Here is a 12,587-nt window from a genome sequence, read left to right as displayed (position 1 = left end):
CGTCGGAGGGAAATTCCTTCCGGGGGCGTCACACAACAGAGAGGTTGAAACCATGATTCCGGTTATCATCGACACTGGTAGCGCTGCCCTCAACGGCCTGTTCAGCACCGGTTCGGCTGCGCTGAGCGGCATCTTGAACACCCTCTTCACGGGTTCCTTCGGCGGCTGATCCCGGCCGCGAAGGGTTTTCGGGCTTCCGCCCCGGATGTATGGCATCCGGGGCGGTTTTTCGTAGCAGCACCTGTTCCAGCAGCGCCACCAATACCAGTTTCACCGATTCCCGGTCGCGCGCATCGCAATCCATGAGATGAATGGCCGGATCGATATCGAGGGCCTCGCGCACCTCCGCCAGATCGAAGTGCGCCCCGGTGTCGAATCGATTGACCGCCACGACGAATGGCACGCCGCGTCGCTCCAGGAAGTCGAGCACCGGATAGCAGTCCTCGACGCGCTCGGTGTCCACCAGCACCACCGCGCCCAGCGCGCCGTCGAGCAGGTCGTCCCAGAGGAATTCGAACCGTTCCTGCCCGGGCGTGCCGAACAGGTACAGCACCAGGGACCGGTCCAGGGTGATGCGGCCGAAGTCCAGCGCCACCGTGGTGGTGGTCTTTCCGCTGCGGCCCGGATCGTCGACGCCCACCGACACCTCGGTCATGGCCGCCTCGGTGGCGAGCGGCTCGATTTCGGAGATGGCCCCGATGAAGGTGGTTTTGCCGACGCCGAATCCGCCGCTGACCACCATTTTCACCGACGAGGCGAGGGGCTGCGGGTGCGGTGTGCGGTCAGAGTGCCCGGACAAGATCGCGAATCCTTTCGATGGCGGCGGTGGAGAGTTCGTCGGCCGCGCGCACCGACACCTGGCCCGCGCTCACCAGATCGCTGACCAGTACGCGCGCCACCCCGACCGGAACCCGCAGGGCCGCGCCGATTTCGGCGATGGAGTGGGGCTGCTGGCACAGCCGCACCACGCGTTCGAGTTCGAAGCGCAGCGGGGCCGAGAGCGCGGCGGGTGCGGCGTGCACCAGGGTTTCCAGACGCAGGCCGTCGACCAGCGGGGTGGTGCGGCCGGAGGTCATCATGAACGGGCGCACCACGGGGTCGTGGTCGGCCGGGAGCCGGTGGTTCATCGCGCCAGCGATTCGCGTAATTCGGAGACGAGCGCCGGGGTGAGCAGATTTCCGGCGCGATCGGCCAGCACCGCCATCTGGTAGCCGACCAGGCCCACGTCGGCGTCGCTCTCGGCGATGACGCCGATGCAGCTGCCGTCGGAGACCGCGGAGACCAGCAGGAAGCCACGGTCCATCTCGATCATGATGAGCCGCAGACCGTCGAAATCGTAACTGCGGGAAGCACTTCGGCTCAGACTACTGAGTCCGGAGACAATGGCCGCGAGCCGGTCCGCGCCGGTGCGGTCCAGGCCCGCGGACATGGCCGTGAGCAGCCCGTCGGAGGAGACCGCGACGGCATCGCGCACGCCGGAGGTGGTGCGCACGAAGTCGGCCAGCAGCCAGTTGAAGGTATGCGGATCGGTCTCGCTGTAGTGGGTCGTCACCTGCGGTTCTCCTGTGTGGTCGAGCCGGTCCGCTCCCCGCGCTGATGTCCGGCGCGGAATCCGGCCAACATGCCGCGCACCTGTTCGGGGGAGCGTTCCGGCGGCGGTGCCGTGGGCTGTCGGCTGGGCGCGGGACGGGTGGCCCCGGGCGTCACACCGGCATGGTCACGAGTCTTCCTGCTGCGCTTGACAAGCCCGTTTCGCGTACGTTGCACCTCTACACCGGATGCGATGTCGCCGCTGTGAGATCCACCTTGCGCGCCAGGGGGATTCGCGCTGTCGGGGGCCGTGGTCGACGGGATGGAGTTCGAGACGCCCGCACCGCCGAGCCGCGCCTGCCGGTGCCGCCCGGCAGGGGAACCGGCCTCGGGCAGCGCGGGTTGTTGGGCCGCAGCGGGTTTCGAGCCTAGAACTGGTCCATCGGTCGTCGAAATCAGGTTCTCCGGCAGCAGCATGCGCGCGACCACGCCGCTCACCGGTGAGGCGGCGAGCTCCACCTCGACGCCGAGCCGTCTGGCCAGTCGGCCCACCACGTAGTGGCCGAGGAAGCGGGTGGGCGCGACCAGGAAGTCGGCCTCGCCGCGCAGGCGGGCATTGGCGATGGCGAGATGGTCCGGGGCCATGCCGACGCCGTGGTCGACAATGGCGATCAGGTAGCGCTGGCCGACGCGGCGGCCGTACACCTCGACCTCGAGATCCGGTGGGGAGAACGACAATCCGTTCTCGATGAGTTCGGCCAGCATATGCGCGAGCTCGCTCACCGCGGTCCCGCTGACGGCGATATCGTCCACCCGCCGCAGCACCACGCGCCGGTAGTCGTCGACCTCGGAGAGTCCCGCGCGAATCACATCGCCGAGTGGAATCGGCTCCGACCACCGGCGCGGGCTGGATTCGCCGATGAGCACCAGCAGGCTTTCGGCATTGCGCCGCATGCGCGTGGCGAGGTGGTCGAGCTCGAACAGATTGCCCAGGGCCTTGGGGTCGAGCTCCTCGCGCTCGAATTCGCTGATCAGCCCGAGCTGACGGCGTACCAGATTCTGATTGCGCCGCGCCAGATTCGCCAGCGATTCGGTGGTATTGCGCCGCAGCAGCGCCTGATCCGAGGCCAGTTCGTAGGCCGTTGTCTGAACGCGGTCGAAAGCCTGTGCCACCGAGGCGATTTCGCTTCCGGCACGGTCATCCAACCCCACCGGCTCCGGGGGCGGCGGATCCACGCCGTCATTGCCGCGCCAGGCCGCGATGAGACCGGGCAGACGACGCGTGGCCACATCGTCGGCCTCGGCCGCCAGTCGCGCCAACGGCCGTGTGATGGCACGCACGGAGGCCACCACCAAGGCGACTTGCACCGCGATGGCCAGGAGCGCCGCCAACAGATACGCCGCGAGCACCAGGGTCGCGCGATCCCGCAATTGCTCGGCGCGAGAGCGGATCTCGTCGCCCACGGCCTGCTGCACCCCGCGCTCGGCGTCGATCACCGTGGTCATGTGCCGCCACCAGTCCGCCGCGGCCACCGGCTCGACGAGCGGGCCCGCCGTGGAGCCGATCGCGATCGCTTCGGCGGCACCGGCTTTCACCGCCTCCTCCGACCGCATGGCCGAGGTCAGCGAGCCGCGCTGCGCCTGGGTGGCATCGCGTTCGAAGGCGGTGACGGCGGCCTGCTTGGCGGCGCGAATATCGAGGAATCGCACATATTCGCCCTGCCCGAATCCACCGGCGGCGAAGACGCCGTTGAGGAACCCGCGTTCCTGCGCGGTGTACTCCTTGGCCGCACCGAGGGCGTAGAGCGCCTGTAATCCCCTCCACAGCACGGTGTCCCGAGCCAGATCCACACCCGGGCGCGCATGGTTCAGGGCCGCGATCGCGCCGCTGTAGAACTGGAAGGCCGCCGACCGGTCCACCCGCCGGGCATCCACCTCGGCCCGGGTGGCGCTCAATCCCGCCACTTGGCCGAGTGCCGCGCGCACCTCGTCGGCCCCGGCCGGATCATCGGCCAGTGCCCGATCCAGGGCCACCAGCGCCGCGTCGGTGGCGGTGCGCTGATCCTCCACCACCGCCCACAGCGAATCGTCCCCGCCCAGTAGGCCATTGGTGAGCCCGCGCTCGCGCTGCGTCTCGTGCACCAGATCCTGGACCGCCAATGCCAGCGACACCGCCCGCACGGTCGCCCCGGTATCACGATAGCGCCCCACCTCACCGGCGATGATCACGGCCAGCAGCGCCAGCGCACAGGCCACCGATACCAACAGAATGCGCCGCAGTCGCGCCCGAATGGTGCGCGGGCGCAGCAATCCCGCTGGCGGCGTGAGCTTTACGTTACCTCTCGGCAACAGCAAGGCTTTGCGGATATTCACTGCATGACTCCTGATGAATCGGCCATGGTGCCCACGCGCGCCGCACTCACGGAGAATTATCAGCAACGTGTCATAGGGGTGCGTGCTCCGCAATCGGGGCGAGAACTTTGTGGCGCGTGAAACTGCTTGCGGGCGTCGGCTATTACGAATGCACCCACAATCATCACCGAGGGGATGTGCGTCAGGAGTCGGACACGAAACAATCGTGTGTCCATCGCCTCACCGCAGCGGACCGGTGGCGGATTCGTAGATCCGCCGCACCACATCCTCGATATCGGGTTCCTCCAGCGAGAGATCGCGCACCTGCGCGCGCGCCGAAATCGCCGCGAGCAGTTGCGCGGCCGTGGTGTTCTCGCTGTCGAAGGCCAGGCGCTGCCGCATGCCCGCCCCCTCGCTGTCGAGGAGTTTGGCGCCGGGCAGATCGGTGAGATCGGCGGTCGGCTCGGCCAGATCCACCGTGAGCACGCGTTGCGCGCCGACGGTGGCGGCCAATCCGGTCAGCGATCCGTCGTAGACCAGGCTGCCGCGATCCACCACCAGCACCCGTTCGCACAGCCGCTCGATATCGCCCATATCGTGGGTGGTGAGCAGCAGCGTGGTGCCGCGCTGGGTGCGCTCGTAGCGCAGGAATTCCCGCAACCGCTGTTTGGACAGCACATCCAGGCCGATGGTGGGCTCGTCGAGAATCACCAGCTCGGGCGAGTGCAACAGGGCCGCGGCGAGTTCCGCGCGCATGCGCTGCCCCAGCGACAGCTGCCGCACCGGGGTGTCGAGGGTTTCGCCCATCTCCAACTGCTCCACCAGTTCGCGCATGCGATGCTCGGCGGTGTGCTCGTCGAGCCGGTGAATGGCCGCCAGAATCGAAAACGATTCGCGCAGCGGCAGATCCCACCACAGCTGCGAACGCTGCCCGAACACCACCCCGATCCGGCTCGCCAATTCCCGGCGCTGCCGAACCGGATCGAGCCCGCAGGTGCGCACCGTGCCCGAGGTCGGCACCAGGATTCCGGTGAGCATCTTGATGGTGGTGGACTTTCCCGCGCCGTTCGCGCCGATGTAGCCCACCGCCGCTCCGCGCTCCACGCGAAAAGTCATGGCGTCCACCGCCGTCAGCACCTCGCGGCCGCGTCGCCAGCGCCCCTGTTTGGGACGCAGCACGAAAGTGCGTGTCAGCTCCTGGATATCGATGATCCCGGTCATCCGCCGCCTCCCTGATAGTGCCTGGTGCCCGCCCGCCACAACCACAGGGCCGCCACCCACACCCACAGTGCCGCCAGCGGCGACGCCCACGCCAGCCAGGACGGCAGCAGCGCCGGACCCGGCAGCCCGAGCAGCGCGATCGCGGGCAGGTAGGACGTGAAGGCCACGGGCACAAGGAATCCGAATACGAGTTTCATCGGTGTCGGGAACACCGAGGTCGGTTGCATCGACGCGTAGGACCCGCCGTAGGTGAAGGCATTGGTCAGCTCGGCTCCGTCGATGAGGAAGAACTGCAATCCGGCCGCGCAGATGAACAGTCCGGCGAATATCGCGATACCGGAGAGCAGGGTGACCGCGAAGAGTACGAGATGCGCTGGCGTCCAGTCGATGTCGTTGCGCGCCACGCCGAATCCGAGCACGACGGCGGCCACCGCTATGCGCGCCACCCGGCGCAGCTGAATATCGCTGATGGCCAATTGCAGCAGCAATGGCTGCGGCCGGAGATAGAAGGCGTCCAACTGCCCCATCCGGATATAGGTGGGCAGCGTATCGACATGTCCCACCAACATATCCGCGATGGTGAAGCAGGTATTGCTCATGCCGAACAGCAACAGCATGGCGGTCAGATTCAGCCCGCCCAACTGCGGCACATTGTTGAAAATGACGTACATCTCGGCGAATTCGACGAGACCGATGAGGAAGGCGCTGAACAGATCCGTCGCGAAGGACAGCGGATAGGAGCGCTGTGCCCGCATGCGCGAGGAGATGACCGCCCGATACGGTGCGAGCCGGGAGCGAGGCCGCGCCGCCGTGGGCCGGGTCGGCGTCTCAACCACCCTGCACCTCCAGTTTGCGCCGCCCGGCACGCAAGACCAGCTGCCCGACGACCACCAGGGCCACAAACCAGAATAGCTGGGCCGCAACGAGTCCCACGGCGGGCCAGCCGGTGGTGCGGCCGGAGAGCACATCGATCGGCCACTGCATCATGGACGGGAACGGCGTGCAGTAGGCGAGGACGCGCAGCCACTCGGGGAACAGGTGCACCGGCGCGAACAGCCCGGCCAGGAAGGTCCCGCAGATCATGTGCAGCGCCCGCAGCCCGCGCGTCTCCACCATCCAGAAACCGGCCAGGCACACGGCGAACATGGACAGGAACGACACGGCCATGGCCAGGACCAGGCTGATCGCGCCGAGCACGTAGGGGCCGACCGTGGAGGGCACCGCGAGCCCGAAGGTGAGCGCGCCCACGGCCACGCTCGGCAGGCCGCGCGGCAGCAGCGCGTACACGGCGCGCCCCATGTACTCCGACAGGTGCGCCCACTGCATGTCGATGGGCCGCAGGAAGTCGATGGCCACATCGCCGGTGCGGATGCGCTCCACGATGGTCGGCACGCCCCAGAAGGCGATCGAGCCGAGCAGTCCCTGGGAAAGCCAGGTATACGCGCCGATGGTGCCGTGGTCGTACCCGCCGAAATGGCTGCCGCTGGCGACCGCCGCCGTCAGCACCGCGGCCCGCACGAAGCCGAAGACGACATTGGTGACCAGGCCCGCGACCATGGCCAATCGGTAGTACGACTGTCGGCGGAACCCCGCCCGGACCAGCTGCCAGTAGACCCCCACGTCGGCGCGCACAAGAGATTGACACTACGGCGAGCGCGCGGACGGGGCAATTCGTTTCCTGTCGTGCGGTACCGTCGCGGTCCCGCGGGTTTCGGCGAAAACGATCCGGGAGACCCGCCTCCGGTGGTAGAAACATCAGCGTTTCACTTTCCTGCGAACGCTAGGACCGCCGATGACCACCACCGAGACGACCGTTTTCGAAACGCTCGAATCCAATGTGCGTGGCTACTGCCGGTCCTGGCCGACGGTCTTCGCCACCGCGCGCGGAGCCCGGCTCACCGATGAGGACGGCAAGGAGTACCTGGATTTCTTCGCGGGGGCCGGTGCGCTCAATTACGGGCACAACAATCCGGTGCTGAAGCGGGCGCTCATCGACTATCTGGTCGGCGACGGACTCACCCATGGTCTCGATATGTCCACGGTCGCCAAGCGCGCACTGCTGGAGACCATGGGAGAGTTGGTGTTCGAGCCGCGCGGCCTGGATTACAAGGTGCAGTTTCCGGGGCCGACCGGAGCCAATGCGGTCGAGGCGGCCCTGAAATTGGCGCGCAAGGTGACCGGGCGCACCACGGTGCTGAATTTCACCAACGCCTTTCACGGTATGAGCCTGGGCGCGCTGTCGGTCACAGGCAATGCCGCCAAGCGCGCGGGTGCGGGCGTGCCCCTGGTGCACGCCATGCCGATGCCCTATGACGGATATTTCGGCGTGGCCGACGATCTGGTGTGGATGCGGCGCGCTCTGGACGACAGCTCGTCCGGGGTGGACCGGCCCGCCGCGGTGATCGTGGAGACCGTGCAGGGCGAGGGCGGGGTGAATGTGGCTCGCGCCGAATGGCTGCGCCAGCTCGCCACGCTGTGTGCCGATCGCGGGATTCTGCTCATTGTCGACGATGTGCAGATGGGGTGCGGGCGCACCGGGCCGTTCTTCTCCTTCGAGGTCGCCGGAATCACCCCCGATATCGTCACGCTCTCGAAATCCATTGGCGGGTACGGCCTTCCGATGGCGCTGGTACTGATGAAGCGTGAACTCGACCAGTGGACGCCGGGTGAGCACAATGGCACCTTCCGCGGCAACAATGCCGCCTTCGTCACCGCCGAGGCGGCATTGCGGCACTACTGGTCCGATGATCGCCTGGTCGCCGCCACCCTGGCCAAGGGTGAGCGCGTGCGCGCCAGCCTCACCGCGCTGGTCGATCATTTCGGCGGAATGTCCACGCGCGGAAGAGGTCTGGTCCACGGGCTGGTCTTCGACGATGCCTCACAGGCGGCCAAGGTGGCGCGGGTGGCCTTCGAACTCGGTCTGCTGGTGGAGACTTCCGGAAGCGACGACGAAGTGGTGAAATTGCTTCCACCCCTGACCATTACCGACGACGAGCTCACCCTCGGGCTCGACCTGCTGGCCCAGGCCGTGGATTCCGTCCGCCACGGCCACTGACTCCCCGAGACGGGGACACGATCTCGGCTCACCGCCCACACCGGTGCGCCGATCGGGGCCGGGCTCCCCGCTGCGGAGGGAGCCCGGCCCCACTCTCATGCCGAAGCGCTGACCTCGTAGGCGGCCGGATCGGTGCGGTAGCGCCGCATTCCGGCCCACGAATCCGGGATGTAGCGCAGCCGTTTCGGCGCGATCTGCCAGGCCGTGCGCACCGTGCGGCGGAACACCTCGAAAGCGGCCTGGTCGAGGCGAGTCCACCGCCAGCCCAATATCTCTCGCGCCTCGGGCGGCATGGTCGCGTTGGAGATCCACACGCCGATACCCATGATCGGATAGCGCACCAGCCGCCAGACGGCGTCCGGAACGCCCGGCGGGGGCGGCACCTTCTCCCGGTGGATGTTCGCGGCGAAGTCGGTGGTCTTGTTGGAGCCCAGCGACTCTCGCAGCGTGTGCGCCCAATACCGTTGATAGCTCTCGTAATCGCCGAAGGCGGGGCGCTCGCTCATGCCGTAGAGCCGCCACCACGTCAAACCCTCCGCCACGATTTGGCGCTTCTCGTCCTCGCTCAGCGGCGTGCCGAAGAACTCCTGAGTGGCGATGATCGATTCGTAGAAGGTCACATGTGTCCACCAGAACACGTCCGGATCGAGGGCGTGATAGCGGTTGCCCTGCGCGTCGACGCCTTTGATCGGCTTGTGGAAATCTCGCACGACGCCCGCGTTCTCCACCGGCCGGGGTTCGTAGATCATGGCGTGAATCGGCTTGATGGAGCGGTCGAACCGGTCCATCGGATTGTCGAAGAAATTCGAATGCTCCCGCAACGCCGCGTCGAGCACCGGGTGCATGTTCTGCAGGGTTCCCGCCCGGCCGAGCATGAGCATCGAGCGGATGTCGCCGAAGTGCTTCCAGGTCAACGACTTCGGGCCCAGCGGTGCGGATACGTCCCAGTCGTCGCTCTTGACGAATGTGCTCATAGGTCGAGCTCCCTCCCATGGTGGCGGCGCGGCTCGACCATATCTGGAAATGGTCCCTACCTGATTGATAAAACCGGTCGCCGGTGTGCGGGAAACACGTTCGCGGGGCGCACAATGGGCGTGGGGGACCGACGACTGGGCGGAGATCGATGAGCGGGTACGAACGGCTGCCGGAGAGCGCTCCGGTGGCGCCGCAGCCCAAGGGCATCGGCTGTTTTCGCAGCACGGCGGGGCGGTCCGACTTCGTCTCGGCCTACCGCGACGGGATGTCGGTGCTGCCGCCGGTCGAGGAGGAGCGGACGGTGCGGACCGCGTTCGGGCGGGTGACCGCCTACCGGTTCGGGCCGCCCGGCGAGGACCCGATCGTGCTGCTCTCGGGCCGACAGGCGTCGACGCCCATGTGGCGGGCGAATATTCCGGGACTGCTGCGGCATCGCACGGTGTGGTCCATGGACAGCATCGGCGAACCCGGCGCGACCGCGCAGAGCGCACGGCTGACCGGGCCGGAGGATCAGGCGCGCTGGGTCGACGAGGCGCTCGGCGAGCTGGGGCTCGACCGGGTGCACCTGCTCGGGGTGAGCATCGGCGGCTGGCTCGCAACGCAGACCGCCATACACAGACCGACACGATTGGCCTCGGTCGTATTGCTCGATCCCGCCGTCACTTTCGCGCCGGTGACCTGGAAGATGATCGTCGTCTCACTGGGCAGTGCCATCCCGGGGATGCCGGATGCGTTGCGGCAGAAGCTGCTCGGCTGGATCTCCGGTGGGGCGCGGGCCGACGACTCGGTGCCCGAGGCCCGGCTCATCAGCACCGCGATGCGGGAATTCCAGCAGCGGCAGCCGACGCCGAGTCAGCCGAAACTCGAACAGCTGCAAGCAATTACGGCTCCAATGCTGGTCATCCTCGCCGGGTCGAGCATTATTCACGATCCGGCGAAGGCCGCCGCCCGAGCGCGGCAGCTACCCGGCGCGCAGGTGGAAGTGTGGCCCGGACGCTCACACGCCATCAATGGCGAGGCCCCCGAGGAAATCGCCACCCGGGTAGGGAAATTCCTTTCGGAACTACCCGAGCGCGACAACGCGTAGTGGCCAGCGGATGGTCGTAACTGCCTGACTCGCGAGCTATTCCGTACCGAACCGTTCCTGGAACCAGGCCAGCAGTTCGGTCTCCGTCTTCGGTCCGGGCTCCGGAGAATCGGGAGGCAGCGCGCAGACGCCAACCGTCGTCATGTACTCGTCGTTCACCGCCATCAGGCAGTCGCGATCCGGGTCGAGGCTGCTGTCGATGTAGCAGAAGTAGCGTCCGACCGGCACTCCGCCCTTGCGCCAGACCTCATCGGCGGCGGTGCCGCCGCCACAGACCCGGCCGCGAAACTGGCCGAGCAGCGCCTGGTAGGTGCCGGTCGCCAGACGTCGTTCGGGGAATCCGAAGAAGCTGACGCCGGGTGCGCCGACCGGTGCGCCGCAGTCCAACACCGTATTCGCCGTTCCGCCCGGGGGAGGGTCGTAGTGTGAGCACGTGTCGGCGGTGTACGAAGTGCCGAGATGTGCGAGCAGGGCGCGATCGGCCTCGGTGAAGTAATCCGGGTCGCGCCCCTTCCCCGGGGCCGCGAATTGCCAGTTCCGATCGTATGTGGCGGCATGGTCGCGCAAGGGCTTCTCGGTCGGGTCTTCCCAGATGTAGATCGCCAGTGCCAGCGATGCCTCGTTGGTGAGTACCAGTACGGGACTCGGATTCGTCGGACTCCTGGTCAAGTCGTCGTAACAGGCCTTGCGGCCGACCTCCTTGCCGTCGACCACCGAGCCGGAGTCGCGGCCGGATTCGCTGCCCGCACATCCGTCGCTGCGGAAGGACTCGAGCACCGCGGTGTAGAACGATCGCAGATCGTCCACGCTGGCGAAGCTGCGGAATTGCGCCATCGGCGTGCTCGTCGACGGCTTCGCCGAACAGGACAGCAGTGCGGTCGTGGTCGCGTCGCCGTCGAGGTGATTGCAGTTGGCGCGCTTGTAGCCAACGGAATTGACCATGGACAGCAAGGCGATATCGGCCCCCCGCGGCGCGGAGGCATTCGCCGTGGCCGTCCCCGAACTCTCCCGCTGCGTCCACGCCCAGCCCGCGAACCCCAGCGATCCCGCCACCAAGGCCAGAACAGCCAGCACGCTCACGGCCCGCCGAATGTGCTGGGACCGCACCGAATTCCGCTCGCCCGCGGTGTGCCCGGTGTCGGGCGGCTGCCCGGTCAGCCGCGGCCCAGAACCCTCGCGGCTGTTGTGCGCCGACGAATCCGACGGCACACCAAGGTGATTCGCCTCGGACGCCACGGGCTGTGAGCCGGAACGCTGCGCCTCCGCCGCGCTTGGTCGCGGCCCCGAGTGCTGCGCCCCCTGTGCCAGCGGCTGCCGCTCGGAGCGCCCCGCCTCGGAGGACTGCCACCAGGTATTCGACCCCGGCAGCGTCGATTCCGTCGCGGATTCCGCCGCGCCCGGACTCGTCCGCGTGACGGCCGTGCTGGCCGCCGCGGCCGCCGTGCCGCCCAGCGCCGTCGCGGCCGCCTCCGCCAAATCCCCGGCGCTGGAGTACCTTTCCCGCGGCTGTTTCGCCATGCCGCGGGCGATGACGGCATTGAACCCGGCGGGCACCGTCGACCGCACCATGGTCGGTTTGGGGACGGGGTCGAACAGGTGCGCGCGCATGATCTCGGCATCGGTGCGGCCCGAATACGGCCGGGTGCCGGTGAGGCATTCGAACAGGACGCATGCCAGGCCGTACACATCGGCGGCCGGGGTGAGCGGGCTGTCGGTGAAGCGCTCCGGAGCCATGTAGCGATAGGACCCGACCGCCGTGCCGGTGCTGGTGAGCGCGGGATCGGTACTCGATTGGGCGATACCGAAATCCACCAGGTACGCGAAACCATTGCGGCTGAGCAGAATATTGTCGGGCTTGATATCGCGGTGCAGCAGCCCCTCGGCGTGGGCCGCGTCCAGCGCCGAGGCCACCTGCGCGATCACCCCGACCGCGCGCTCCGGCGACCCCGGCCCGGCGCGGTGCAGCAGCGACCGCAGGCTGTCGCCGTCGACGAGGCGCATATCGATGAACAGGCGGCCGTCGATCTCACCGTAGTCGTGAATCGGAATGACATGCGCCTCGCGCAGGCGTGCCGCCGCGTGCGATTCCCGTTGGAACCGTTGCCGATACACCGGATCGTCGGCCAGCCGCTCGGGTAGCACCTTGATAGCAACCGTCCGGTCCTTGACGGTGTCGTAGGCCTCGTACACCTCGCCCATACCGCCGCGCCCGATCAGCCGGTCCAGCCGGTAGGGCCCGAACCTCGACCCCACGGCGAGTGGCTCGTGCCGCGTACTCATAGCGCCCTCAGATCCACTCGGACCCAGTACTACCCGCCTAAGAGTAGAGCTCGCGGCCCGCGCGTGCGCCGCGTTCGCCAGCCTCGA

10 protein-coding genes and 1 pseudogene are annotated in these 12,587 nt (G+C 67.6%); 2 read left to right on the top strand and 9 right to left on the bottom strand.

The features are described 5' to 3' along the window. Nucleotides 1-223 precede the first annotated feature (223 nt). The 7 genes and pseudogenes from ACIBH2_RS12220 to ACIBH2_RS12190 all read right to left on the bottom strand — a co-directional run. Nucleotides 224-742: pseudogene (locus tag ACIBH2_RS12220) on the bottom strand (GTP-binding protein); the annotation flags it as partial. A gap of 40 nt (nt 743-782) precedes the next feature. Next, the gene (locus ACIBH2_RS12215; protein WP_397116236.1) at nt 783-1,127 is read right to left on the bottom strand and encodes a DUF742 domain-containing protein; all 345 of its coding nucleotides are present in this window, start codon (nt 1,125-1,127) and stop codon (nt 783-785) included. After that, nucleotides 1,124-1,552 (bottom strand): roadblock/LC7 domain-containing protein, encoded by a 429-nt coding sequence (locus ACIBH2_RS12210; RefSeq protein ID WP_397116234.1) that lies wholly within the window; start codon nt 1,550-1,552, stop codon nt 1,124-1,126. The genes ACIBH2_RS12215 and ACIBH2_RS12210 overlap by 4 nt, the downstream gene beginning before the upstream one ends. Then, on the bottom strand, nt 1,549-3,903 hold the full coding sequence (locus ACIBH2_RS12205; RefSeq protein ID WP_397116232.1) for a nitrate- and nitrite sensing domain-containing protein: 2,355 nt from the start codon (nt 3,901-3,903) through the stop codon (nt 1,549-1,551). Before ACIBH2_RS12205 ends, ACIBH2_RS12210 begins: the two co-directional genes overlap by 4 nt. 219 nt (nt 3,904-4,122) lie before the next feature. Then, nucleotides 4,123-5,103, bottom strand: a complete 981-nt coding sequence (locus ACIBH2_RS12200) for an ATP-binding cassette domain-containing protein (protein ID WP_397116230.1) — start codon at nt 5,101-5,103, stop codon at nt 4,123-4,125. After that, the gene (locus ACIBH2_RS12195; protein ID WP_397116228.1) at nt 5,100-5,939 is read right to left on the bottom strand and encodes an ABC transporter permease; all 840 of its coding nucleotides are present in this window, start codon (nt 5,937-5,939) and stop codon (nt 5,100-5,102) included. The genes ACIBH2_RS12200 and ACIBH2_RS12195 overlap by 4 nt, the downstream gene beginning before the upstream one ends. Further along, the gene (locus ACIBH2_RS12190) at nt 5,932-6,735 is read right to left on the bottom strand and encodes an ABC transporter permease (protein ID WP_397116226.1); all 804 of its coding nucleotides are present in this window, start codon (nt 6,733-6,735) and stop codon (nt 5,932-5,934) included. Before ACIBH2_RS12190 ends, ACIBH2_RS12195 begins: the two co-directional genes overlap by 8 nt. 160 nt (nt 6,736-6,895) lie before the next feature. Here ACIBH2_RS12190 and ectB point away from each other — a divergent pair, with 160 nt between their 5' ends. Then, on the top strand, nt 6,896-8,158 hold the full coding sequence (gene ectB, locus ACIBH2_RS12185; protein WP_397116224.1) for a diaminobutyrate--2-oxoglutarate transaminase: 1,263 nt from the start codon (nt 6,896-6,898) through the stop codon (nt 8,156-8,158). 95 nt (nt 8,159-8,253) lie between these two features. Here the strand turns inward: ectB and ACIBH2_RS12180 are convergent, their stop codons facing one another. Then, nucleotides 8,254-9,132, bottom strand: coding sequence for an oxygenase MpaB family protein (locus ACIBH2_RS12180; RefSeq protein WP_397116222.1), 879 nt, complete (start codon nt 9,130-9,132; stop codon nt 8,254-8,256). 149 nt (nt 9,133-9,281) lie between these two features. Between ACIBH2_RS12180 and ACIBH2_RS12175 the strand changes: the two genes are divergently transcribed. Further along, nucleotides 9,282-10,220 carry an alpha/beta fold hydrolase gene (locus ACIBH2_RS12175; RefSeq protein WP_397116220.1) on the top strand — a complete coding sequence of 313 codons (939 nt, stop codon included), beginning with the start codon at nt 9,282-9,284 and terminating at the stop codon, nt 10,218-10,220. Nucleotides 10,221-10,256: 36 nt separating this feature from the next. Here ACIBH2_RS12175 and ACIBH2_RS12170 read toward each other — a convergent pair whose 3' ends face one another. Next, the gene (locus ACIBH2_RS12170; protein ID WP_397116218.1) at nt 10,257-12,500 is read right to left on the bottom strand and encodes a serine/threonine-protein kinase; all 2,244 of its coding nucleotides are present in this window, start codon (nt 12,498-12,500) and stop codon (nt 10,257-10,259) included. Nucleotides 12,501-12,587: the final 87 nt, after the last annotated feature.

The sequence above is a fragment of the Nocardia sp. NPDC050406 genome, from assembly GCF_044459025.1.
GTDB lineage: Bacteria > Actinomycetota > Actinomycetes > Mycobacteriales > Mycobacteriaceae > Nocardia.
Note: the sequence above shows the minus strand (reverse complement) of the source record. Positions and strands in the feature narration are given on the sequence as shown.

What these genes read in the sequence shown, in the direction of transcription:
- ACIBH2_RS12170 (WP_397116218.1), bottom strand. Translation starts at nt 12,500, where the DNA reads ATGAGTACGCGGCACGAGCCACTCGCCGTGGGGTCGAGGTTCGGGCCC.
- ACIBH2_RS12200 (WP_397116230.1), bottom strand. Translation starts at nt 5,103, where the DNA reads ATGACCGGGATCATCGATATCCAGGAGCTGACACGCACTTTCGTGCTG.
- ACIBH2_RS12180 (WP_397116222.1), bottom strand. Translation starts at nt 9,132, where the DNA reads ATGAGCACATTCGTCAAGAGCGACGACTGGGACGTATCCGCACCGCTG.
- ectB (WP_397116224.1), top strand. Translation starts at nt 6,896, where the DNA reads ATGACCACCACCGAGACGACCGTTTTCGAAACGCTCGAATCCAATGTG.
- ACIBH2_RS12175 (WP_397116220.1), top strand. Translation starts at nt 9,282, where the DNA reads ATGAGCGGGTACGAACGGCTGCCGGAGAGCGCTCCGGTGGCGCCGCAG.
- ACIBH2_RS12215 (WP_397116236.1), bottom strand. Translation starts at nt 1,127, where the DNA reads ATGAACCACCGGCTCCCGGCCGACCACGACCCCGTGGTGCGCCCGTTC.